The sequence below is a fragment of the Yinghuangia soli genome, assembly GCF_021502675.1.
GTDB classification, from domain to species: Bacteria; Actinomycetota; Actinomycetes; order Streptomycetales; family Streptomycetaceae; genus Yinghuangia; species Yinghuangia soli.
This window is the reverse complement of the sequence record NZ_JAKFHA010000001.1, coordinates 409,383-432,435: the sequence shown is the minus strand read 5'-3', so window position 1 is coordinate 432,435 and position 23,053 is coordinate 409,383. Positions and strand designations below refer to the sequence as shown.

The window sequence follows — 23,053 nt, the reverse complement described above, 5'->3', positions numbered from 1 at the left end:
CGTTGGATGATTTCGGTATCGGTGATTCATTGCCTTTCCGAATTCAGGGTGATCATCACGGCGACACCGGGTCCACGAGGTGTGGATTCGGCAACCTTCCCCTGAAGGAGAGTCATATGGCTACCGGCACCGTGAAGTGGTTCAACTCGGAAAAGGGCTTCGGCTTCATCGCGCAGGACGGCGGCGGCGACGACGTCTTCGCGCACTTCTCGGCCATCCAGTCGACCGGCTTCCGCGAGCTCATCGAGGGCCAGCAGGTCGAGTTCGACGTGGTCCAGGGCCAGAAGGGCCTGCAGGCGGAGAACATCCGCACGATCTGAGCCTCGCGCTCTGATCCGTGAGCCCACCGCTCACTCACCCGCAGGGGCTGCGGCCGGCATCATGCCGGCGGCAGCCCCTGCGGCGTTTCCGCGGTGCGGGTCCGGACCCGTGCCGGTCCGGCCCCGCACACCTGCCTGCCTAGTCGGACCCCTCCGCGGACGATCCGCCCGACGGCGCCGCGGCCGGGGCGCTCACCAGCTCGGCCAGCTCGGCGGCCACCTTCCGCTCGTGCTCGGCAGCGTCCGCCTTGGCCTTCTTCGGGTTCCAGCGGCCGGCCATCAGGAAGACGGTCGGGATGAAGAGCGCCTGGCAGGCGATGGTGAACCACCACCACCGCTTCCACTCGTCCGGCGCCTTCTTCTGCTCCTTCTGGAAGTCGTCCAGGATCCGCAGCTCGTTCTGCTTGGCCTGGACCTCCATCAGCTTCTCCGCGCCGATCTCGGCGAACGCCCGGCCCAGCAGGGCCGGCGGCACTTCCTCGAGCTTCTGGTACTTGCCCAGCTCGGCGATCAGCTCGGGGTGCTGCTGCACGGTCACCGCGGCCTGCCCGGCGCTCGCCAGCGCGGCGCGCGCCTCGGGCTCGTCGTTCACCAGCGGGGTGACCGAGGTGACGATGAGCGGCGTGAAGATCGCCGACACCGACACCACCACGCGCAGGATCCAGCCCCACACCGCGAGCCCGGTCGCGGTGGCCGCCGGGTTGTGCTTCTCCACGGTCTCGGTGAACGCGGCCATCCACGGTGCGAAGGCCAGCCCGCTGAACAACCCGATTCCGACCAGCAGCCACGCGAAGTGGTAATAGCCGGTGCCTATTTCGTCGGTGCGCAGGGCGAACAGCAAGGTGAGCACCACGGTTCCGACGCCGCCGAGCAGCATGAACGGTTTTCGCACCTTGAGCAGGTCCGAGACGATGCCGACCAGGACCAGGCCCAGCGCATTCGACACCCAATACCAGTTGGCCAGCGCGTTGGTCCGCTGTTCGGAGTAGCCGAAGGTCGTCGCGTAGTAGACGACCAGGTTGCCGACCGCGGAATAGTAGAACATCAGGTGCAGCGCGATGCCGAGCGACGGGACCAGGATGTCCGTCCGCATCATCTGCTTCCACTGGCCCTTGAGCAGCGCATCGGTGTCCAGGCCGCGGGCCCGCGCCTCGACCAGCGCGCGGTCCTGCAGGCTCACCATGAGCTGGTCGCGGATCGGCGGGGACAGCTCGCGCAGGCCGAACAGCGCGATCACGAAGACCGCAAGGCCCGCGTAGCCGGCGAACCGGAACTGGTCCTGCCAGCCGTGGTCGTCCAGCGTGTTGCTGGTGACGATGGTGGTCGCCAGCGAGCCGATCACCGGGCCGAGGGTCCAGAAGCCCATCGCCGCGGCGCGCCCGACCTGCGGTGAGAAGTCGCGGATCAGCGCGGGCGAGGCGACCAGCACCATGCCTTCGACGAACGAGACGACCGCCATGTAGAACATGAGCTGGTTCTTGCTGTCCGCGTTCGGCACCGCGAAGGTGATCAGCAGGCCCACCAGGAGCAGGCCGTACACCACGAGGTTCGCGCGGCCCCACCGGTCGGCGAGGCCCGCGAGCAGCGAGGCGAACGCGCCGGCCAGGTTGCCGACCACCGAGATCATGGTGGCGAACATGTACGTCATGCCGAACTCTTGGATGAGCGAGGTCGACACCGAGTACTGCACGTACAGCTCGTAGTAGAGGACGATCCCGGCGAGCGTCGAGATGAACAGGTAGAACACGCGTGGCGTGGTGTCCGGGTAGCGCGCCAACTGGCGGCGCCACAGCCAGTTCACCGAACTCGTCGGTCCGGCTGCGGGGGGCGGCAGGGGTTCTCTGGCGCCGGCGTCGCCCTGCGGCGACGTGGTCTCGGGCATACGGCCTCCTCGGAGCGCTCGCTCGGGCAGGAGCGATTCGGATCGCCGAACTGGGCGCTGTGCAGGGCAGATTGGTGCACGGGCAGGCAAAGCGGCGAAGCCGGTCCGGGACGGCGCAGGGGGTATCGCATGCGCAACCTCGGACCAGATGCGGTGCGTGGCGCGGTGACGAGCGGAGCGAGCGTAGTACCGGGCGGTAGCGCGTACCAGAGGGATAGCTAACGTTCGATCGGCAATTTGCGCAGCCGGGTGTCCGCTCGCCGGTACGCAGGTCAAAGGCCGGTCAACGGGCGGCCGGCGGCCCGGCCGGCCGGCTTCGGGCAGCCTTGGCTAAGTCGGCGGCCGACGGACCGGTCAGTTCGCCGCCTCGACGAGTGCCGGGCGCCGCGGGTCGTCCCAGCGCACCACGATGTCCGCGGACTCCTCGGGGAAGCACTCCGCGCGGTACTTGTCGTAGGCGGGCAGCGTCCACTGCTCGTCGTCCGGCGTGCGGCGCGCGAGTGCGCCCGCCGACAGCTGCAGGTGGACCGTCAGATCGAGCGGCAGTCCGCGCCCGAGCAGCAGCGGACCGTCGAGCAGCAGCACGCCGCCGCGCGGCAGTTCGGTGTACGCGGCGCGCGTGGCGCGGTCCCGGGCGGCGTCCCAGAGTGTGGGCAGCAGGCGCCCGGTGCCGCCCGGGCCGAGCGGGTCCAACACCTCGCGCTGCAGGCCCTTTTCGTCCAGCCAGGACCAATAGAAGGAGTCGGCGTCGCGGCGGCCGAGTTCGAAGCGCACCGAGGCGGGGCGCAGGAAGTCGTCCGCGGACACGCGCTGGACGGGGTGCCCGGCGGCCCGGACCAGGTCGACCAGCGCGTCGGCGAGATCGCCGGGCCGGGCGGCGGCCGCGCCGTCCACCGCGACGCGCAGCCATCCGCCGGCCGGGGCGCGCGCGGCGACGGCCTCGGCGACGTGCTCGGCGAGGGCCTCCGGAGTCATCGGGCGTACGTGCACGGTCCCATCCTGCCCGGTCGCGCCAGGGAGGCGTCAGGACCGGTCGGCCAGCAGGTCCCGGACCAGGCCGGGCAGCGCGGTGCCGATCGGCTCGCGCAGCACGGCGGTCGCGACGCCGTCGTAACCGGTCGGCCCGGCGTTCACGATGACCAGGTCGGCGCCCGCCGCTACGGCCTTGTCGCAGAGCCCGGCGGCGGGCTGGACCTCCAGCGACGAGCCGGCCGCCAGCATGAGATCGCACGAGCCGGCCAGCGCGGCGGCCATCGCGAACACGCCGCGGTCCAGGAGGTCTCCGAAGAACACGGCGTCCGGCTTGAGCACTCCGCCGCAGCACAGGCACAGCGGCTCGGTCTCGCCTTCGCGCACCCGCGCCACCACTTCGGTGGTCGCGGTACGGCCGCCGCACCGCTGGCAGCACGTGGTCGCCATGGTGCCGTGCACCTCGTGGACGGTGGCGGGGTCGGACCCGGCGGCCTGGTGCAGCCCATCGACGTTCTGCGTGACGATCCCGGCGAGCAGCCCGCCCGCGGCGAGGTCCACCAGCGCGCGGTGTGCGTCGTTGGGCTCGTAGGCCCGGCCGTGGCCCTCGGCGCACCAGGACCAGAAGGCGCAGCGCACCTCACGGTCCGTCAGGAAGCTTGCTGCGTCGACCATTTGCAGCGCCCGGGGGGCGCGCGTCCAGAGCCCTTCGGGGCCGCGGAAGTCGGGGATGCCGGAGTCGGTGGAGATCCCGGCCCCGGTGAGGGCGACGACTCGTGTGTAGGTCTTCTTCAAGGTGTCGGCCACGGACAGGAAGGTAGTTGGTTGCCGCCCCCGGCAGCGATCAGGTTTCCTTGCCGCCTTGCCAACGATAAGGATTCCTGTCTAAATAACGACAGGAAACCTGACTATATGACGGAGGCAAGCGCATGGCCGCACCGCACAACGACTTCGCGAACATGGGCTGGGTGAAGTTCCTCGGCTTCAAGACCACTGAGGCCGCGGCCGGCCGCTGCGTGATCCGGCTCGACCCGCAGCCCGCGCACCTCAACCACAACGGCGACGTCAACGCCGCCGTGCTCTTCGGCCTCGCCGAGATCGCCGGCGCGGGCGCCCTGGTCTCCGGCCTCGGCGACTTCGCCGCCAAGGCCTTCGTGGTGGCCCGCCGCGGCGACATCGAATACGTCGGCCGAGCCCGAGGCGCGGTCACCGCGACCGGCGCCATACCCGCCGACGTCTTCGCGGACATCCGCGAACGCGCCGCACGCAAGGAGGAATTGGAAGTGCCCTGCCCCGTGACCCTGACCGACGACGCAGGCGCCACGATCAGCACGGCTTCGGTCGTGATGCTCATCAGGCCCCGCCGCGAGCGCTCATAATGCGTCGCGGGCACGCCTGACGGGCCTTACCGTCGGGCGGATGAGCGACTACTCGGACCTGCCCGTCTGCCAGTTCGCGTTTCCCGGGCCGCTGCGCGACCGGCTGGTCGCCGCGGTTCTCGCGGGGGAGAAGACCTCGACCACCGGCCTGCTGTCGGACTACGAGTTCGAGGACGAACCGCTGCCGTCCGCGGGGGACCGCATGGTCGTGGTCGACTCCGCGGATCGGCCGGTCGCGGTGATCGAAGTGACCGAGGTGCGTACGCTGCCGCTCGCCGACGTCGAATGGGAGCACGTGCGCGACGAAGGCGAGGGGCACGCGTCGATCGCCGCTTGGCGGGCCGGGCACGAGGCGTACTGGCACGGCCCCGACATGCGGGCCTGGCGCGGCGACCCGGACTTCCGCGTCGACGACACCACCATCGTGGTGGCCGAACGCTTCCGGCTGGTCGCCGCACTCTGAGGTCGCACTACTGGGCGTCGGTCACCCAGCGCGGCGGGCGGCGCTCCTTGAAGGCGCGCATGCCCTCGGCGGCTTCCTCGGAGGCGAAGAGTTCCGCGGACCGGCGGACGGCCGCCGGGCCCTCGGCCGCGACGCGTTCCGCGAGTGCGGCGCCCAGCAGCTGCTTGGTGGCGGTCAGGCCCTGCCGGGACGCCAGCCGCAGGCCGCCGAGCAGGTGCGCGGCGGCGGCGTCCGCGCCCTCGATGCCGTCGCCGGCCATCGTGAGCAGCCCGATGCGCTGCGCCTCGGCGCCGTCGAACTCCTCGCCGGTCAGGAAGTAGCGCGACGCGGCCCGCGGGTCCAGGCGCGGCAGCGTGGTCACCGAGATGATCGCGGGCGCGAGGCCGAGGCGCACCTCGGAGAACGCGAACGTGGTGGACGCGGGCGCGACCGCGAGGTCGCACGCGCCGACCAGGCCGAGCCCGCCGGCTCGCGCGTTGCCGCGCAGGTGCGCGAGGACCGGGACCGGGAGTTCGACGATCTGCCGCAGCAGGCCCATGAGCCGGACCGTGCCGCGCTCCATGCCTCCGTCCGCGGCCTCGGACAGGTCGGCGCCCGCGCAGAACGTCGGGCCGGTGTGGGTGAGGACGACGGCCCGGACCGCCTCGTCGGCGGCGACGGCCGTGAGGTGGGCGTCGAGCTCGTCCATCAGCGCCGCGGAGAGCGCGTTGCGGTTCTTGGGCGAGTCGAGCGTGATCGTCGCGACGGCGGCATCGGTGGACAGGGAGACCAGGGACATCGGCGTGATCCTCGGGGAGTCGGTGGGGCGAACGGCGGTTCGCCGCGGATGCGGTGCCTCGCTCAGGCGCCGGGACGGGCATTCCCCGGCGCTCGGGCGGCCACGGGGGCGGAGGGGGGTGATTGCGCAGGTCGGGCAGTGCGGGGCCGGTGACTCCGACGGTCGGGCGGCTCCGGCGTCCTGCGCGCTCGTCCGTGCTGCATTAGCTGCTCTAGCTGCCCGCCGCGGCGAAGGCGCCCAGCGCCAGCGTCCTCAGCAGTTCGGCCATCGCGTCCGGTCCCGGCGGGCGCGGGCCGCGGTGGCGGGTGGCGCTGTGCGGGGTGGAGTTCAGCAGTCCGAAGACCGCGTGCACCGCGGCGCGGGCGCGGGATTCGCCGTCGGAGGTGCGGCCGAATCCGGGGTACGCCTCCAGCACCACGGTCACCCATATCTCCACGTACGCGCGCTGCAGCCGCCGGACCGTGCGCTGCTCGGCCTCCGGCAGGCTGGCCAGGTCGCGGTCGTGCAGCACGATCAGGGCCGGCTCGCCGATCGCGAAGGCGACATGCCCGCGCACCAGCGCATCCAGCGCCTCCGCCGCCGGGGCGTCCCCGGCCACGCACGCGCGGCCGCCCGCGAGCAGGCGCTCGCTGATGCCGACCAGGAGCTCCGCGAGCATCGCGTCCTTGCCGCGGAAATGCCGGTACAGGCCGGGTCCGGTGATGCCGGACGCCGCACCGATCTCGTCCACGCTCACCCCGTGGAACCCGCGCGCGGCGAACAGCTGCGCGGCCTCGTCGAGGATCTGCGCGCGGCGCGGGCTCTTGACCTGGTCTGGCGACATGGCCTCCATGCTAGACACGCATGTGAACGATCGCTAACGTCAGGGTCGTCAAGTCTTGTTAACGATCGCTAACCAGCGGGCACGTACAGGACAGGGCCCACACACGGAGGCGGCGGCATGCGGGCAACCCCCACCATCCCCGGCGTCCGAGCGGACGGCGGCCGACCCGGCGCGGCCGGGCTCGGCCCCAGGCTCGGCACCCGGGCGGACGTGCACGGCGAGGCGTACCGCGCCAACACGCTGGCGCACATGGCCGAGGTCGCCGACCTGCGCCGCCGGCTCGCCGCCGCGGCCCTGGGCGGCGGCGAGACGGCCCGGGCCCGGCACACCGCCCGCGGCAAGCTGCTGCCGCGCGAGCGCGTGGACGCCCTGCTCGACCCCGGCTCCCCGTTCCTGGAGGTCGCCCCCCTGGCCGCCGACGGCATGTACGGCGGTGCCGCACCCGCGGCGGGCGTGGTGGCCGGCATCGGCCGGGTCTCGGGCCGCGAGGTGCTGGTCGTCGCCAACGACGCCACGGTCAAGGGCGGCACCTACTACCCGCTGACCGTCAAGAAGCACCTGAGGGCGCAGGAGATCGCGTACGAGAACCGCCTGCCCTGCGTGTACCTGGTCGACTCGGGCGGCGCCTTCCTGCCCATGCAGGACGAGGTCTTCCCGGACCGCGACCACTTCGGCCGCATCTTCTTCAACCAGGCCCGCATGTCCGCGGCCGGGATCCCGCAGATCAGCGCGGTGCTCGGCTCGTGCACCGCGGGCGGCGCCTACGTGCCGGCGATGAGCGACCAGACGGTCATCGTGCGCGGCCAGGGCACGATCTTCCTGGGCGGCCCGCCGCTGGTGAAGGCGGCCACCGGCGAGGAGGTCACCGCCGAGGAGCTGGGCGGCGGCGAGGTTCACGCCCGCACCTCCGGCGTCGTCGACCACCTCGCCGAGGACGACGCGCACGCGCTGCGCATCGTGCGCGACATCGTCGCCGGGCTCGGCCCGCGCGCGCCGCGCCCGTGGGACGTCGCGCCGGTCGAGGAGCCCGCCGTCGACCCGGTCGGGCTGTACGGCGTGGTCCCGGCCGACAATCGCACCCCCTACGACGTGCGCGAGGTCATCGCCCGCCTGGTCGACGGCTCGCGGTTCGCCGAGTTCAAGGCCGAGTACGGCACCACCCTGGTCACCGGCTTCGCCCGCATCCACGGCCACCCGGTCGGCATCGTCGCCAACAACGGCATCCTGTTCTCCGAATCCGCGCTCAAGGGCGCGCACTTCATCGAGCTGTGCGACCAGCGTGCGATCCCGCTGCTGTTCCTGCAGAACATCACCGGCTTCATGGTCGGCAAGGCCTACGAGAACGGCGGCATCGCCAAGCACGGCGCCAAGATGGTCACCGCCGTCGCCACCACGCGCGTGCCCAAACTGACCGTGGTCATCGGCGGTTCGCACGGGGCGGGCAACTACTCGATGTGCGGACGGGCGTACTCGCCGCGGTTCCTGTGGATGTGGCCGGGCGCGAAGATCTCGGTGATGGGCGGCGAGCAGGCCGCAACCGTGCTGGCCACCGTCAAGCGCGACCAGCTCGCCGCGCGCGGCGAGGACTGGTCGACGGACGACGAACTCGCCTTCCGGCAGCCGATCCTGGACCAGTACGCGGACCAGGGCAGCGCCTACTACGCCAGTGCCCGGCTGTGGGACGACGGCGTCATCGACCCGCTCGACACCCGCACCGCGGTCGGCCTCGCACTCACCGCGTGCGCCAACGCCCCGCTCGCCGACCCCGGCTTCGGCCTCTTCCGGATGTGACCGCCATGGAAAAGGACATGGAAAAGGAACAGTCTGTGCAGACACGGCAGTTCGACACGGTCCTGGTGGCGAACCGCGGCGAGATCGCGAGCCGCATCATCCGTACCCTCGCCGGCCTCGGCATCCGCTCGGCGGTCGTGTACACGGATGCGGACGCCGACTCCCGCGCGGTCCGCGAGGCCGACGTCGCGGTGCACATCGCCGACTACCTCGACATCGCCGCGGTGGTCGCCGCCGCGCAGCGGGCCGGGGCGCAGGCCGTGCATCCCGGCTACGGATTCCTCGCCGAGAACGCCGCGTTCGCCGCCGCGGTCGAGGCCGCCGGGCTGGTCTTCGTCGGCCCGCCGGCCGCCGCGATCGAGCTGATGGGCGACAAGATCAGGGCCAAGCAGACGGTCGCCGCGTACGGCGTCCCGGTGGTGCCGGGCAGCAGCGGCTCCGGCCTGACCGACGCCGAACTCGCCGACGAGGCCCGCAAGGTCGGCCTGCCGGTCCTGCTCAAGCCGTCCGCGGGCGGCGGCGGCAAGGGCATGCACCTGGTCCGCGACGAGGCCCGCCTCGCCGAGGAGATCGCCGCCGCCCGGCGCGAGGCCGCGGGCGCGTTCGGCGACGACACGCTGCTGGTGGAGCGCTGGATCGACCGGCCCCGGCACATCGAGATCCAGGTGCTCGCCGACGGCCACGGCAACGTCGTCCACCTGGGCGAACGCGAGTGCAGCCTGCAGCGCCGGCACCAGAAGATCATCGAGGAGGCCCCCTCGGTCCTGCTCGACGCGGCCACCCGGGCCGCGATGGGGCAGGCCGCGATCGAGGCGGCCCGCTCCTGCGGCTACCGGGGCGCCGGCACCGTCGAGTTCATCGTGTCGGCCGCGCAGCCCGACGAGCCGTTCTTCATGGAGATGAACACCCGGCTCCAGGTCGAGCACCCGGTCACCGAAATGGTCACCGGCATCGACCTGGTCGCGTGGCAGATCCGCATCGCGGCCGGCGAGGCGCTCGACTTCGGGCAGGACGACGTCCGCCTCGACGGGCACGCCGTCGAAGCCCGCGTGTACGCCGAGGACCCGGCCCGCGGATTCCTCCCCAGCGGCGGCCGCGTCCTCGTGCTCGACGAGCCGCACGGGCCCGGCATCCGCGTCGACTCCGGGCTGGACGAGGGCTACGTGGTGGGGAGTTCGTACGACCCCATGCTCGCCAAGGTCATCGCGCACGGCCCCGACCGGGCCACCGCACTGCACCGGCTGCGCGGCGCGCTGGAGCGCTTCCCGGTCCTCGGCCTGCGCACCAACACCCGCTTCCTGACCCGGCTCCTGGCCCACGAGGACGTCGTCGCGGGGCGCCTGGACACCGGCCTGGTCGAGGCCGCGCTCGACGGCCTGGTCGCCGCCGAACCGGCCGGCCCCGCCGCGGTGGCCGCCGCCCTGCTCGCCCAGGCCCGGCTCGAACCGGCCGCCCAGGGAACCGGCGGCGGCTGGGTGGACCCGTTCTCGGTGCCGTCCGGCTGGCGGCTCGGCGAATACGCCGCCACCGTGCACCGGTTCCGCATCGACGGCGCCGAACCGGTCGCCGTACGCGTCCACGGACGCGCCGCGCACGCCGAAGTCGGCCACGCCGACGGGGAGATGGTCCCCGCGCAGGCCGTGCTCGACGGGGACCGGCTGCGCGTGACATACGGCGGCCTCACCGAGACCTTCCGGCACGCACAGGCCGAAGACGGCAGTACCTGGCTGTCCCGCGGCGCCGACACCTGGCGCATCGTCCCCTTCGACCCCGTCGAGGCGGGCGCGGGCGGCGGCGCCGGAGCCGGCGACGGGACGCTGATCGCGCCGATGCCCGGCACCGTCACCGTGGTCAAGGCCGCGGTCGGCGACCGAGTCACGGCCGGGCAGGCGGTGGTCGTGGTCGAGGCGATGAAGATGGAGCACGCGGTCGCCGCACCGTTCGACGGCACCGTCGCCGAACTGCGGGTGGACGCCGGGACCCGGGTCGCCCTCGACGAAGTCCTCGCCGTCGTCCATCCGGTGGACTCCGGCGAAGCCGAGGAGGAGGCGTCGTGAACGGCCTGCCCATGGTGGTCCCCGAGGCCGGACTGCCGGCCGCGGTGACCATCCACGAAGTCGGCCCGCGCGACGGGCTGCAGAACGAATCCGCCGTCGTGCCCACCGAGGTCAAGGCGGAGTTCGTCCGCCGGCTCGTCGACGCCGGGCTCGGCACCGTCGAGACCACGAGCTTCGTACCGGCCAAGTGGGTCCCGCAACTGGGCGACGCCGAGGACCTGTTCGCCCAGGTCCGCGACCTGCCCGCGGACCTGCCGGTCCTGGTGCCGAACGAACGCGGCCTGGACCGCGCCCTCGAACTCGGCGCCCGGCACGTCGCCGTCTTCGCCAGCGCCACCGAGACCTTCGCGCAGCGCAACCTGAACCGCAGCCTGGACGCCGCCCTCGACATGTTCGAGCCGGTGGCCGCCCGCGCGACCGCGGAGGGCGTCCGGGTCCGCGGCTACCTGTCGATGTGCTTCGGCGACCCCTGGGAAGGCCCCGTCGACCCGGCGCGCGTCGTCGACGTCGGCGCCCGCCTGCTCGGGATGGGCTGCGCGCAGCTCAGCCTCGGCGACACCATCGGCGTCGCCACACCCGGCCAAGTCACCGCCCTGCTGGCCCGGTTCGCCGCGGCCGGCATCGGCGCCGACAAGATCGCCGTGCACTTCCACGACACCTACGGGCAGGCGCTGGCCAACACGCTCGCCGCGCTGCGCGCTGGCGTCGCCACGGTCGACGCCTCGGCCGGCGGCCTCGGCGGCTGCCCGTACGCAAAGAGCGCCACCGGCAACCTCGCCACCGAAGACCTGGTGTGGATGCTGACCGGACTCGGCATCGACACCGGTGCCGACCTCGGCCGCCTCGTCGCCACAAGCGCGTGGATGGCCGGCCACCTGGGCCGACCCAGCCCGTCCCGTACCGTCCGCGCACTCGCGGGGGAGAGGTAGACGACATGCTCGACCACCGGCTCGACGACGAACTCGAGCTTCTGCGCAGCACCGTCCGCGAGTTCGCCAATGACGTGGTCGCCCCGGTCATCGGCGACTACTACGAGCGCCACGCGTTCCCGTACCCGATCGTGCGCGAGATGGGGAAGATGGGCCTGTTCGGCCTGCCGTTCCCCGAGGAGTACGGCGGCATGGGCGGCGACTACCTCGCCCTCGGCATCGCGCTGGAGGAACTGGCCCGGGTGGACTCGTCGGTGGCCATCACCCTCGAGGCTGCGGTGTCGCTCGGCGCCATGCCCATTTACAAGTTCGGCACCGAGTCGCAGAAGCAGCAGTGGCTGCCGAAGCTGTGCAGCGGCGAGATGCTCGGCGCCTTCGGGCTCACCGAACCGGACGGCGGCTCGGACGCGGGCGCCACCCGCACCACCGCCCGCCGCGACGAGGCCACCGGCGAATGGGTGATCAACGGCAGCAAGTGCTTCATCACCAACTCCGGCACCGACATCACCGGCCTCGTCACCGTCACCGCGGTCACCGGCACCAAGCCGGACGGCGGCAAGGAGATCTCCACGATCATCGTGCCGTCCGGGACCCCCGGCATGACGGTCGCGCCGTCCTACTCCAAGGTCGGCTGGAACGCCTCGGACACCCACGAACTCTCGTTCGACGACTGCCGGGTGCCGCTGGAGAACCTCCTCGGCGCGCAGGGCCGCGGCTACGCGCAGTTCCTCGGCATCCTGGACGAGGGCCGCATCGCCATCGCCGCGCTGGCCACCGGCCTCGCGCAGGGCTGCGTGGACGAGTCGGTGCGGTATGCCGGAGAGCGCAAGGCGTTCGGCCGTCCGATCGGCGCGAACCAGGCCATCGCCTTCAAGCTGGCCGACATGGAACTGCGCGCGCACACCTCGCGGTTGGCCTGGCGGCACGCGGCATCCCGCATGGTGCACGGCGAGTCGTTCAAGCAGGAAGCCGCACTCGCGAAGCTGTACACCTCTGAGGCGGCCGTCGACAACGCCCGCGAAGCCACCCAGATCCACGGCGGCTACGGCTTCATGAACGAGTACGCGGTGGCCCGCTTCTGGCGCGACTGCAAGATCCTCGAGATCGGGGAGGGGACGTCGGAGGTCCAGCGCATGCTGATCGCCCGCGGCCTGGGCGTCGGAGAGACCCTGGCCGCCCGCTGACCCTGGCGGCTCGACCCGCCGGTCTCACTGACGGACCTTTTGGCGTCTCGGCCCGCCCGATCAAGCATCGGGCGGGCCGAGGTGCGTCGGGCAGCCGCGGGACTCCCGATCAGCGTCCGGCGACCGCCCGCCGCAGCCGGTCGACCAGCACCGCGGTGGCCAGCGCCAGCGCGCACAGCACGCCCACCGCAACGTAGGTCCCAGTCCGCCAGTCGTCCGCGTCCGGGGCATCACCGACCACCGCGAACAGCGCCGAGCCGATGGCCGAAGCCCCGGTCGCGAGGCCGACCTGCATCGCGGTGGACAGCACCCCGCCCGCGAGCCCAGCCCGGTCCACCGGCAGTGCGGCCAGCGTCAAGCCGAGGAGCGGGACCATCACCAGGCCCCAGCCGAGCCCGGCCACGAACAGCGGACCGGCGATCTCGGCCAAGGTGAGCCCGTCCTCCTCGGCACCGGCCACCGCCGCGAACCCGGCCAGCCCGGCCGCGAACACCAGCGCGCCCACGGAGAGCACCGCCGCGCCGAAGCGGGCCACCAGCCGCTGCGCGAGCAGCGAGATCCCGAGGAATCCGGACGCCGCGGCGGCCATCGCCAGCCCCGACCGGATCGGGCTGAAGCCGTGCCCCAGCTGCAGGATCATCGCCAGCGTGAACATGAACCCGCCCACGCAGGTCGCGAAGACAGCCATCGCGCCCAGGCCCAGCCGGGCCGCGGGCAGCCGCAGCAGCGACGGCGGCAGCAGCGGGGTGCGGTCGGCCGCCTCCTTGCGGTGCTGCGACCGCACGAACGCGAAGGCGGCGGGCAGCACCGCGGCCAGGCTCGCCCACGTCCACACCGGCCACCCCTCGGAGCGGCCCAGCGTGAGCGGGACCAGCAGCAGCGCGATGGCCGCGGCCAGCGAGAACGCCCCGCGCACGTCGATCGGCGCGGCCGCCGGGGCCCGGGTCTCCGGTACGAGCCGCCCGGCGAGCGCCAGTGCGGCCAGCCCGATCGGGACGTTGACCAGGAACAGCGGCCGCCAGTCCGCGCCGAACAGATCGGCGTGCAGCAGCAGCCCGCCCGCGACCTGGCCGACCGCACCCGCGGAACCGACCACGACGCCCAGGATCCCGACCGCCTTCTGCCGGTCGGCGCCCTCGAAGCCGGCCTGGATCGCGGCCAGGCACTGCGGGAACATCAGCGCCGCGGTCAGCCCCTGCAGGACCCGGAACGCGATGAGCGCCTCGACGCCCGGCGCCAGGCCGCAGGCCGCGGACATCACGGTGAAGCCGGCCATGCCCGCCATGAAGAGCCGGCGCCGCCCGTACCGGTCGCCCAGGCGGCCGCCCGCGACCAGGGTGCAGGCGTACGCGACGCCGTAGCCGGAGACAGTGAGTTCGAGCTGCGCCTCGCTGGCGCCCAGGTCGGCGCCGATGTTCGCGAGGGCCACGTTGACGATGAACGCGTCCAGGACCGGCAGGAACGCGCCGAGCAGCAGGATGGGCAGGGCCCGCCACCAGCGGGCGGTATCGGCGGAGCCCCGCGGCGCGCCCGGCAGGGCGGCGGGCGCCCGGACCACGAGGGAGGGGGTGGGGACAGAGGTCTTTGCCATGCCCGCAACCCTCGCCGCGCCGCGACACCGGTACCGAGAGCCTGCGGATGCTGTTACTGGTTCAACCTGGATGGCCCGCCGCCGCAGGGAGAGGATGTCCGGTATGACGATCGGCATGGAACGCGAGGTGGCCGGGCCGGCGGCGGGCAGCAGGCCGGTGATCGGAGCGGGTATCGGACCGGGGACCGGGCGCGGGGCCGGGATCGGGACGGGGACCGAGCTGGAGGCCGGTGCCCGCCGGACCCGTCCGTCGCGCGCCCGTACCGCGGAACGGCGGCGGATGCTCGGCGAGTTCATCAGATCCCGGCGGGAGCGCACGACCCCCGAGGCGGTCGGGCTGCCGCCCGGGCCGCGCCGCCGCACCCCCGGGCTGCGCCGCGAGGAGGTCGCGATGCTCGGCGGCATCGGGATCACCTGGTACACGTGGCTGGAGCAGGGCCGCTCGGTCAACGTCTCGGCGCAGGTGCTGCTGTCGGTGGTGCGGGTCCTCGGCATGGACGACGTCGAGCGCGCCCACGTCTTCACACTCGCCGAACTCTCCGACCCCGAGCACCTGGTCCTGCCGCCCCTGGTGGCGCCCGGTATCCAGGTGATGCTGGACCAGCTCGACCCGCTGCCGGCCGTCGTGGTCGGGCCGCGCTGGGAGATCCTCGCGGGCAACCGGGCGTACCGGGGCATGATCGGCGACTACACCCAGCTGCCCGAGCCGGCCCGCAACCTGATGTGGCTGTACTTCGTCGACCCGGAGTGGCAGTACCTGTCCGAGGACTGGGCGGACACCGCGCGGAAGATGGTCGCCAAACTCCGCTCCGCCACCGCGGCGGACGCGGGCGACCCGGACCGCGAGGCGCTGCTGCAGCGTCTGCGCGCCGCGTCGCCGGTGTTCCGCGAACTGTGGGAGCACCAGGACGTGCAGGGCATGAACGGGCACCTCAAGACGGTCCGGCACCGCGAGGCGGGCGACCTGGACGTCGAGGTCCTGCACCTGCTCGCGGGCGACCAGCGGGGTACGCGCGTCACCGTCTACACGCCGCGCGACGAGGAGACCCGGGCCCGAATGGCCCGGCTCCTGGAGATCGCACCGCGGTCGCTGGCCCACCTGGCCCACCTGGCCGAGCCGGTCCGCACGGTGGCCTGACGGCGTTCGGCGGGGGCGGGCTGCCGCGCAGCCGTCGGCGGCAGGCGCGGCAGGAGCGGCGGTGCCACCGGAAACCCGGCGTTCTCTTGACCTCACTCGCGAAAACCTGTTGTCTCTGGACGTAGGCAGGCGCACGGTGCGCTTGTGTTCGCGATCCGGTGGAGGCGAAGGTGGCGGAGATCCGCTTCGACGGCCAGGCGGTCCTGGTGACCGGTGCGGGACGCGGCCTCGGCCGCGAGCACGCCCTCGCCCTCGCGGCCCGCGGCGCGCAGGTCGTGGTCAACGACGTCGCCGACGCGACCGGAGCGAGCCCGGCGGACGACGTGGTCGCCGAGATCACCGCAGCGGGCGGCACCGCGGTCGCGGACACGCACAGCGTCGTGGACGAGGCCGACGCGCTGGTCGGCACCGCGCTGGACGCCTTCGGCCGGCTGGACGCCCTCGTCAACAACGCCGGCATCTCGCACGGCGGCATGTTCGACCAGATCCCCGCGGAGATGTTCGACAAGATGCTGGCCATCCACCTGGCCGGCACCGTCCACGTGACACGTGCCGCCTGGCCGCACCTCAAGACGACCCGCGGCCGCATCGTGAACACCAGCTCGAACTCGCTGTTCGGCATCCTGGGCACCAGCCACTACATCACCGCCAAGGGCGGCGTCCTCGGCCTGACCAAGTCGCTCGCGATGGACGGCCGCGCCGACGGCATCCGGGTCAACGCGATCATGCCGGTCGCCTTCACCCGCATGACCGCGGCGATCCCCGACCCCGTGTTCCGCGGCTTCCTGGAGAAGCACTTCACCGCGGACAAGGTCGCGCCCTTCGTGGTCTGGCTGGCCGGGGCCGACGTGCCGGTCAGCGGCGAGGTCTTCAGCGTGGGCGGCGGCCGGGCGGCGCGCGTCGTGCTGGGCGTCGCGGGCGACGCGGTGGCCGACACCCCCGAGGCGTACGGCGAGCAGGTGGAGCGCCTGATGGACCTGAGCGACGTCGCCTTCCCGTCGGACGCCACCCGCGAGGTGCTCCTTGCGGTCAGCGGGCTCGGGCTGTCCGTCGACGAGCTGGCCGGGGCCTGGAAGCAGCAGTAGCCCCAGCCAGGGGTCTCAAGCCGCGGACCAGGGCCGGGGCGGGCCTGGCGCGATTTGGGAATAGTTGATGGCTCAACTACTGTTCTTCCGGCACGCCCCCGAAGCACCCGAAGGACACCCGATGAGCACCAACCCCGCCCTGGTCCTGGACGACGCCGCGCAGGACCTGCTGTTCCGCGAGGCCCGCACCGCCAACACCTTCTCCGCCGAGCCGGTCACCGACGAGCAGATGCAGGCCGTCTACGACCTGCTCAAGTACGCGCCGACCGCCATGAACCAGCAGCCGCTGCGCATCGTCCTGGTCCGCTCCGACGAGGGCAAGGCGCGCCTGCTCCCGCTGCTCATGGAGGGCAACCGCGCCAAGACCGAGAGCGCGCCGCTGACCGCGATCCTGGCCGCCGACCTGGACTTCCACGAGCACCTGCCGAAGGTCTTCCCGCACTTCCCCGGGGCCCGCGACATGTTCGCCGGCAACGAGGAGATGCGCGTCGCCTCGGCGATCCAGAACGCCACGCTGCAGGCCGGCTACTTCACCCTCGCGGTGCGTGCCGCAGGCCTGTCCGCCGGTCCGATGACCGGCTTCGACGCGGACGGCGTCAGCAAGGAGTTCTTCCCGGACGGGAACGGTCGCGCCCTGGTCATCGTCAACCTCGGCAAGCCGGGCGAGAACGCCTGGTTCCCGCGCTCGCCGCGCCTGGACTACGACGAGGTCGTCACCACCGTCTGAGCCGTCTGCGCCGTCTGCGCCGTCTGCGCCGTCTGCGCCGTCCGAGCTGCCCGGGCGGTTCCGACCGCCCGCACCGCGGCCCGCCGCGCCCCTGCTGAGGGGGCGCCGCGGGCCGCAGCCGCGTGCGGGCTCCGGGCCGGCTCCGTGCCGGCTCTGTGCTGGTTTCTGTGCTGGTTTTTGTGCCGGCGCGGCACGCGTCGATGCCGCGTCGGTGCCGGACCCTAGGGTGGCGGTATGTCCGCCTTGTTTCCCCGCGAGCGCCGCGAGGTCGCGCCCGGCGCGCTGCACGTCCCCGGGTGGCTGGACGACGCGGAACAGGCCCGGCTGCTGGCCGCCTGCCGTGCGTGGGCGCGGCCGCCGGCCGGACTCGAGACGGTCGTGCTGCCGGGCGGCGGTGTGATGTCGGTGCGCTCCGTCTCGCTCGGCCTGACCTGGCAGCCGTACCACTACGTGCCGGTCACCGCGGCGGGCGAGCCGGTCAAGCCGTTCCCGGACTGGCTCGGCGCGCTGGGGCGGCGCGCGGTGGCCGAGGCGTACGGCCCGGCCGCGGGGGAGGCGTACGCGCCGGACATGGCGCTGGTCAACTTCTACGACGACCGGGCCCGCATGGGACTGCACCAGGACCGGTACGAGGCGGGCTCGGAGCCCGTGGTGTCGCTGAGCCTCGGCGACACCTGCGTCTTCCGACTCGGCAACACCGAGACGCGGACCCGGCCTTGGACCGATCTCGAACTCGAGTCCGGCGACCTTTTCGTGTTCGGCGGGCCCTCGCGCTTCGCGTACCACGGCGTGCCGAAGACGTACCCCGGCACCGGCCCCGCGGGGCTCGGCCTCAAGGGGCGGCTCAACATCACCATCCGCGTCTCCGGGCTTGCCCGACCACCGCAGAATGAGTAGGCGTACTCAGGCATTCCGTATGACGGGGCGTCACCATGCCTCTATGACAACCCCGTTGCAACCCAAGAACACCGCGATGTTCTACATCCAGGCCTGGATCTCGTTCCTCGTCGCCATGACGTCGATGGGGGTCGCCATCGCCTATCTGCCGGTGTCCGCATGGATCCGCGCCTTCTTCGCTCTCGGCGCGCTGTTCCTGGTCACCTCGTCCTTCACGCTCGCCAAGGTCATCCGGGACCGCCAGGAGACCGAGTCGATGGTCAACCGCGTCGACCAGGCCCGCCTCGAGCGCCTCCTGTCCGACCACGACATGTTCCGGCCCGAAGCGGTGTGACCGCATGGGCCGGGCGGCACGTTGGCGGCACGCCATGCGGTCCCGCGGCTGCGCATCGGGACCGCACCGCACTTGGCCGCCCAGTAGGGTCCTGGGTATGACCAACGCGCTCGACCGCGTCGTCGCGGACCTTGCCCGGCACGGCATCGAAGGTGCCGTGCAAGAGCTGCCCGCCGACGTGCCCACCGCCGCCGCGGCCGCCGCACACCTCGGGTGCGAGGTCGGGGCGATCGCCAACAGCCTCATCTTCGACGCCGACGGGGCACCGCTGCTCGTGCTGACCAGCGGCGCCCACCGCGTCGACACCAAACTCGTGGCCGGCCTCGTCGGCGCGGCCAAAGTACGCCGCGCGGACGCCGACTTCGTGTACGCGGCCACCGGCCAGCGCATCGGCGGCGTGGCCCCGGTCGGGCACCCCGCGCCGGTCCGCACCATCGTGGACGCCTGGCTCGGCAAGTACGACCGGGTCTGGGCGGCCGGCGGGCTCGCTCACACGGTGTTCCCCACCACGCTGGAGGAACTCGTGCGCGTGACGGGCGGCACGGTCGCCGAGGTCGGCGCCTGACGCCGTACCGCCGCCACCCGGGCGCTGATCCGCGGCCCGGCACTTCGCTGCGTGCGGCCCCGGCCCGCGTTGCTGCGGCCGGCCCGCCCAGCCAGCCCCTGCGCGCCGCGGCGCCTACTCGTACCGGGCCCTGATGAGCCGCTTCACCAGCTTTCCGGTAGGCGACCGCGGCAGGTCGTCGACGAAGTCGATACTGCGCGGCGCCTTGTAGTGCGCGATGCGCTCCCGGACGAAGTCGATGAGCTCGCGCTCGAGTCCGGGCCCGGTCGGGACGCCGGGGGCGGCCTGCACGACCGCCTTCACCTGCTCGCCGAGGTCTTCGTCGGGTAGGCCGATGACCGCCACGTCGTACACCTTGGGGTGCAGCGCGAGGGCGTTCTCGACCTCCTGCGGGTAGATGTTGACGCCACCCGAGATGATCATGAACGCCTTGCGGTCGGTCAGGAACAGGAAGCCTTCGTCGTCGGCGTAGCCGACGTCGCCGGTGGTGGTCCACGTCGGGTGCTGCGGGTGCTGCGTCTCGCGGGTCTTGGCCTGGTCGCCGTGGTACTCGAACGGGACTTCGTCGCGCTCGAAGTACACCGTTCCCACGCTGCCGGAGGGGAGTTCGGTGCCCTCGTCGTCGCAGATGTGCAGCACCCCGAGCGCGGCGCGGCCGACCGAGCCCGGCTTGGCGAGCCACTGCGCGGAGTCGATGAGCGTGACGCCGTTGGCCTCGGTGGCCGCGTAGTACTCGAACAGCGTCGGGCCCCACCAGTCGATCATCGCCCGCTTGACCTCGACCGGGCAGGGCGCGGCGGCGTGGATCGCGACGCGCAGCGAGTCGAGTTCGTAGCGGTCCCGGACTTCCTCGGGCAGCTTGAGCATGCGCACGAACATGGTGGGCACCCACTGCGAGTGAGTGACGCGGTGCTCCTCGATGGCGGCCAGCGCCTTTTCCGCATCGAAACGTTCCATCATGATCACCGTCCCGCCGGTGCGGTGCACGAGGCTGCAGAAGCGCAGCGGTGCCGCGTGGTACGCGGGGGCGGGGGAGAGGTAGACGGAATCCTCGTCGAACCCGTAGATCGCGGCGAAGACGGCGACGAGCGTGTCGCCCGGCTCGTGGATCTGGCGGTCCGGCAGCGGCGAGCGAACACCCTTGGGGCGTCCGGTGGTTCCCGAGGAGTACAGCATGTCGGCGCCGGCCGGTTCGACGTCCAGCGGTTCGCCGGAGACCTGCTTGAGCGCGCCGAGGTAGTCCGTGTGGCCGGCCACCGGCCCGTCGTACGCCAGCCGGACCTCGACGCCGGGCGTGGTCCCGACCACGGCCTCCGCGAGCGGCCCGACCGCGGCTGAGGCGATCAGCGCCCGCGCTCCGCAGTCCTCGACGATGTACGCCACTTCGTCGGGGTTCAGGTGGTGGTTGACCGCGGTGACGTAGAGGCCGGACCGCAGCGCGGCCCAATACACCTCCAGATAGCGGACGTTGTTGTCGGACAGCAGTGCGATGCCGTCGCCGCGGCGGAGCCCCGCCTCGTGGAGCAGGCGGGCCAGGCGGGTGGAGTTCTCGTCGAGTTCTCGGTAGGTCAGCGAGCGGCCCGAGCCGGCCATGATGACGGCGGGCTTGTCGGGCGTCGTGCGGGCGTACGTTCCGGGATACATCGCGGACTCCTCGCCTTCGCAGGGGCAGACGAGGGCACCGTACTAGCGCTCGTTCAATACGGCCAGGGTGCGGCGGCGCGGCCCGTCACTTCTCCGCGCCACTTCCCCAGGTCACTTTCCCGCTCACTTCTGCAGGTCACTTCGGCAGGTCACTTCTCCACGAAAACCAGCGTCAGCGGATCCGCGGACATCGTCACGGTGTGCCCGCCCTGCTGGAGAAGGGTATGCAGGGCCTGCGAACGCCGGTTCCCGGCCACCACCACGCGGTCGTTGCGTCCCGGATTCGCGCGCAGCCACGCCGGGAACGTCGCGGGCGGCGGCCCGCCCAACCCCGTCGCGGTCTCGTTGGCGATGGCGGCCTCGGTCTCGCGCAGCCACTCGGTGACGCGGCGGAAGATCTTCGGGAACACCAGGTCGCCGCCGGGGCCGACGGACGTGTGGTCGACGACGCGGAAACGCGCGGTCGCATCGGACGCGTAGACGCCCAAGTGCGCTGCGCGGGCCCGGGACGCGGTCGCGGCGATCGCGGCGCGCAACTCGGGGCCGGTCGACGTGTACAGCAGCGGATACGCGTCCCCGGACGCCAGCATCCCCAGGTTGGCGCTCTGCCCGAGCAGATCGGCGTCCACCTCGATCCGGCTGCCGCCGCGTTCCGCCAAGGCCGCCGCGGCATCGCCGGTGAACAGGAACGCCACGGGCCTGCCGTGCACTTCGACCATCCGGGCGGCGATCACCGCGGGCAGCACCGCGGGCTCGGCGGCGGTCACCGTCATGTGATTGGCGGCCAGCGACACCGACGCGAACCCCAACTGCCGCAGGAGCGCATCGCGCGAACGGTCGCCGAAGGGCTGCTGCTGGCCCGCGTAATGGAGTTCGGGCGCGTCGATGCCGTCGAGGCGCAACTGCACGCTGCCGTCGGCCTTGATGTCGACGCGGTCGCCATGCGCCAACTGCCGCAGGATCTCCGGGTCGTGGGCCCGGAACCGTACCGAGTCGCCGTCCGGCTGCTTGCCGAGCACCAGCAAGTCCCCGGAGACGACCAGGTAGGCGGCGGGCGTCGGCTGCGGGGGTCCCGTGGGCGCCGGGATCGCCGGTGCAATATCCGTACGGGGCGGTTCTACGGCGGGCGCCGGGATCGTCGGCGCGGTATCCGTACGCGGCGGTTCTTCGGTGGGAGCTCCGGCCGTGGTCATATCGACACGGTGACAGGCCTGTGCGCCCTGCGGAGGCCCCGGTGCCGGAAACTTTGCCAACCGTTCAATTGTGCCGCTATTTGTCCGATTCCAGAGGCAACTCCGGTGGCACCACGCTGCGGTCACAGTGCACCTGGGACGGCTTCACCCATTCGCCGTTCGGCCTGTCGCTGCGCTCGACCCAGTCCCGGGCCGCGGACTCGCCCTTCCCGCCTGCCCGTTGCCGGTCCACCAGCCGCGTCTCACGCTCGGCATCCGGGGTCTCCACGTACCAGAGCAGGTCGATGCGGTTACGTGCCGCACGCCACTCCGGGGCGTCCGCAGCAAGGTAGTTGCCCTCGGTCACGATGAGGCGCGCGGCGGGCGGCACGACATGCCGGGCGGCCACGGGCGCGTGCAGCACACGGTCGTAGTCCGGGACGTACACGTCGTGGTCAGGCTCGGCCACCAGCCGTCCCAGCAGCGCCGCGTAGCCCCACGCATCGAACGTATCCGGCGCGCCCTTGCGGTCCAGGCGGCCGATGCGGACCAGCTGCGGATCCGACAGGTGGAAGCCGTCGAGCGGGACGTACGCCGCGGTGCCGGCGCCGAGCCGCGCGTCCACGGCTGCCACGAGATGCCGGGCCAGCGTCGACTTGCCGGCCGCGGGCGGCCCGGCCAGGCCGAGCACCTTGCGCCGCGTCCCGTCGACCAGCGCTGCGGCCTCGGCCGCCAGGGCGTCGAGACTGTCGCGTCCCACCTGATCCCCCCTCAGGCCCAGGCGTCCGCGGCTGCCTGGGCGCAGGCGATGTCGTCGTCGGCGTCCGGCGCCCCGCTGACCCCCACCCCGCCCACGATCCGCCCGCCCCAGCGCAGCGGCACCCCGCCGCCGAAGACCACGTACCGCCCGCCCGAGGCGGCATGGATCCCGTACAACCCGCCCCCGGGCGCGGCCGCCTCGGTCAGCTCGTGCGTCGCGCAGCTGTTGGCGACCGCGGTGTACGCCTTGGCGACCGCCAACTCCGGCCCGGCGATCTCGGCGCCGTCCATCCGCGCGAACGCCACCAGATTGCCGCCGCCGTCCACCACCGCGACCGACACCGCAAGCCCCCTCGCTGCCGCCTCGGCCAGCGCCGCATCGCACATCTCGCGGGCCTCTGCCAAAGCGACCTGGCGCACCATCAGCGGCCCGCGGCCCCCGGCCGCCGTGTCGTCCATACCGTCCATGTCGTCCATGTCGTCCATGATCGGCCAGCATGCCACCCGGACCCGCACCCGCCCCCGCACAGACCGCGGTCCGCCCCCGAGGCCCGGGTACCCGAAGG

General features: G+C 72.5%; 23 protein-coding genes. 13 read left to right on the top strand and 10 right to left on the bottom strand.

Annotated features, from left to right (window positions below; translation table 11 throughout):
- The first annotated feature begins 116 nt into the window (after positions 1 to 116).
- Positions 117 to 320, top strand: a complete 204-nt coding sequence (locus LZ495_RS01790) for a cold-shock protein (protein ID WP_235050025.1) — start codon at positions 117 to 119, stop codon at positions 318 to 320.
- A 139-nt stretch (positions 321 to 459) separates the two neighbouring features.
- Here LZ495_RS01790 and LZ495_RS01785 read toward each other — a convergent pair whose 3' ends face one another.
- The 3 genes from LZ495_RS01785 to LZ495_RS01775 form a co-directional block, all read right to left on the bottom strand.
- The gene (locus LZ495_RS01785) at positions 460 to 2,202 is read right to left on the bottom strand and encodes an MFS transporter (RefSeq protein WP_235050024.1); all 1,743 of its coding nucleotides are present in this window, start codon (positions 2,200 to 2,202) and stop codon (positions 460 to 462) included.
- A gap of 354 nt (positions 2,203 to 2,556) precedes the next feature.
- Positions 2,557 to 3,192: a nucleoside/nucleotide kinase family protein gene (locus LZ495_RS01780; protein WP_235050023.1), complete on the bottom strand. Its 636-nt coding sequence runs from the start codon at positions 3,190 to 3,192 to the stop codon at positions 2,557 to 2,559.
- A 33-nt stretch (positions 3,193 to 3,225) separates the two neighbouring features.
- Positions 3,226 to 3,978, bottom strand: a complete 753-nt coding sequence (locus tag LZ495_RS01775; RefSeq protein WP_235050022.1) for an SIR2 family NAD-dependent protein deacylase — start codon at positions 3,976 to 3,978, stop codon at positions 3,226 to 3,228.
- A gap of 122 nt (positions 3,979 to 4,100) precedes the next feature.
- Here LZ495_RS01775 and LZ495_RS01770 point away from each other — a divergent pair, with 122 nt between their 5' ends.
- Both LZ495_RS01770 and LZ495_RS01765 read left to right on the top strand, forming a co-directional pair.
- Positions 4,101 to 4,550 (top strand): PaaI family thioesterase, encoded by a 450-nt coding sequence (locus LZ495_RS01770; protein ID WP_235050021.1) that lies wholly within the window; start codon positions 4,101 to 4,103, stop codon positions 4,548 to 4,550.
- A gap of 40 nt (positions 4,551 to 4,590) precedes the next feature.
- Complete coding sequence (locus LZ495_RS01765) at positions 4,591 to 5,013, top strand: ASCH domain-containing protein (protein WP_235050020.1); 423 nt, start codon at positions 4,591 to 4,593, stop codon at positions 5,011 to 5,013.
- A gap of 7 nt (positions 5,014 to 5,020) precedes the next feature.
- Here the strand turns inward: LZ495_RS01765 and LZ495_RS01760 are convergent, their stop codons facing one another.
- A complete protein-coding gene (locus LZ495_RS01760) occupies positions 5,021 to 5,791 on the bottom strand; it encodes an enoyl-CoA hydratase family protein (RefSeq protein WP_235050019.1) in 771 nt (256 codons plus the stop codon).
- 211 nt (positions 5,792 to 6,002) lie between these two features.
- Positions 6,003 to 6,623, bottom strand: a complete 621-nt coding sequence (locus LZ495_RS01755) for an SACE_7040 family transcriptional regulator (protein ID WP_372498517.1) — start codon at positions 6,621 to 6,623, stop codon at positions 6,003 to 6,005.
- Between the two features lie 240 nt (positions 6,624 to 6,863).
- Between LZ495_RS01755 and LZ495_RS01750 the strand changes: the two genes are divergently transcribed.
- From LZ495_RS01750 to LZ495_RS01735, 4 genes are read left to right on the top strand one after another with little or no spacing between them, the layout of a single operon-like run.
- On the top strand, positions 6,864 to 8,405 hold the full coding sequence (locus tag LZ495_RS01750; protein ID WP_235050459.1) for a carboxyl transferase domain-containing protein: 1,542 nt from the start codon (positions 6,864 to 6,866) through the stop codon (positions 8,403 to 8,405).
- 17 nt (positions 8,406 to 8,422) lie between these two features.
- Complete coding sequence (locus LZ495_RS01745; protein ID WP_372498503.1) at positions 8,423 to 10,462, top strand: acetyl/propionyl/methylcrotonyl-CoA carboxylase subunit alpha; 2,040 nt, start codon at positions 8,423 to 8,425, stop codon at positions 10,460 to 10,462.
- 11 nt (positions 10,463 to 10,473) lie between these two features.
- Positions 10,474 to 11,391, top strand: a complete 918-nt coding sequence (locus LZ495_RS01740; RefSeq protein ID WP_235050458.1) for a hydroxymethylglutaryl-CoA lyase — start codon at positions 10,474 to 10,476, stop codon at positions 11,389 to 11,391.
- Positions 11,392 to 11,396: 5 nt separating this feature from the next.
- Positions 11,397 to 12,575 carry an acyl-CoA dehydrogenase family protein gene (locus LZ495_RS01735; RefSeq protein ID WP_235050016.1) on the top strand — a complete coding sequence of 393 codons (1,179 nt, stop codon included), beginning with the start codon at positions 11,397 to 11,399 and terminating at the stop codon, positions 12,573 to 12,575.
- A gap of 109 nt (positions 12,576 to 12,684) precedes the next feature.
- Here the strand turns inward: LZ495_RS01735 and LZ495_RS01730 are convergent, their stop codons facing one another.
- On the bottom strand, positions 12,685 to 14,166 hold the full coding sequence (locus tag LZ495_RS01730; RefSeq protein WP_235050015.1) for an MFS transporter: 1,482 nt from the start codon (positions 14,164 to 14,166) through the stop codon (positions 12,685 to 12,687).
- 103 nt (positions 14,167 to 14,269) lie between these two features.
- Between LZ495_RS01730 and LZ495_RS01725 the strand changes: the two genes are divergently transcribed.
- From LZ495_RS01725 to LZ495_RS01700, 6 genes are all read left to right on the top strand, one after another.
- Positions 14,270 to 15,304: a helix-turn-helix transcriptional regulator gene (locus LZ495_RS01725; RefSeq protein ID WP_235050014.1), complete on the top strand. Its 1,035-nt coding sequence runs from the start codon at positions 14,270 to 14,272 to the stop codon at positions 15,302 to 15,304.
- Between the two features lie 170 nt (positions 15,305 to 15,474).
- Positions 15,475 to 16,389, top strand: coding sequence for an SDR family NAD(P)-dependent oxidoreductase (locus tag LZ495_RS01720; protein ID WP_235050013.1), 915 nt, complete (start codon positions 15,475 to 15,477; stop codon positions 16,387 to 16,389).
- Positions 16,390 to 16,510: 121 nt separating this feature from the next.
- The gene (locus LZ495_RS01715) at positions 16,511 to 17,116 is read left to right on the top strand and encodes a malonic semialdehyde reductase (protein ID WP_235050012.1); all 606 of its coding nucleotides are present in this window, start codon (positions 16,511 to 16,513) and stop codon (positions 17,114 to 17,116) included.
- 234 nt (positions 17,117 to 17,350) lie between these two features.
- Positions 17,351 to 18,013, top strand: a complete 663-nt coding sequence (locus LZ495_RS01710; RefSeq protein ID WP_235050011.1) for an alpha-ketoglutarate-dependent dioxygenase AlkB family protein — start codon at positions 17,351 to 17,353, stop codon at positions 18,011 to 18,013.
- A gap of 43 nt (positions 18,014 to 18,056) precedes the next feature.
- Complete coding sequence (locus LZ495_RS01705; protein WP_235050010.1) at positions 18,057 to 18,347, top strand: YiaA/YiaB family inner membrane protein; 291 nt, start codon at positions 18,057 to 18,059, stop codon at positions 18,345 to 18,347.
- Positions 18,348 to 18,444: 97 nt separating this feature from the next.
- The gene (locus tag LZ495_RS01700) at positions 18,445 to 18,912 is read left to right on the top strand and encodes a YbaK/EbsC family protein (protein WP_235050009.1); all 468 of its coding nucleotides are present in this window, start codon (positions 18,445 to 18,447) and stop codon (positions 18,910 to 18,912) included.
- A 114-nt stretch (positions 18,913 to 19,026) separates the two neighbouring features.
- Here the strand turns inward: LZ495_RS01700 and LZ495_RS01695 are convergent, their stop codons facing one another.
- The 4 genes from LZ495_RS01695 to LZ495_RS01680 all read right to left on the bottom strand — a co-directional run bounded on the left by LZ495_RS01695 (position 19,027) and on the right by LZ495_RS01680 (position 22,973).
- A complete protein-coding gene (locus LZ495_RS01695; protein WP_235050008.1) occupies positions 19,027 to 20,556 on the bottom strand; it encodes an acyl-CoA synthetase in 1,530 nt (509 codons plus the stop codon).
- A 149-nt stretch (positions 20,557 to 20,705) separates the two neighbouring features.
- On the bottom strand, positions 20,706 to 21,749 hold the full coding sequence (locus LZ495_RS01690; RefSeq protein ID WP_235050007.1) for a thermonuclease family protein: 1,044 nt from the start codon (positions 21,747 to 21,749) through the stop codon (positions 20,706 to 20,708).
- A 76-nt stretch (positions 21,750 to 21,825) separates the two neighbouring features.
- Positions 21,826 to 22,488, bottom strand: coding sequence for a nucleoside/nucleotide kinase family protein (locus tag LZ495_RS01685; protein WP_235050006.1), 663 nt, complete (start codon positions 22,486 to 22,488; stop codon positions 21,826 to 21,828).
- 11 nt (positions 22,489 to 22,499) lie between these two features.
- Positions 22,500 to 22,973 carry a GlcG/HbpS family heme-binding protein gene (locus LZ495_RS01680; protein WP_235050005.1) on the bottom strand — a complete coding sequence of 158 codons (474 nt, stop codon included), beginning with the start codon at positions 22,971 to 22,973 and terminating at the stop codon, positions 22,500 to 22,502.
- Positions 22,974 to 23,053: the final 80 nt, after the last annotated feature.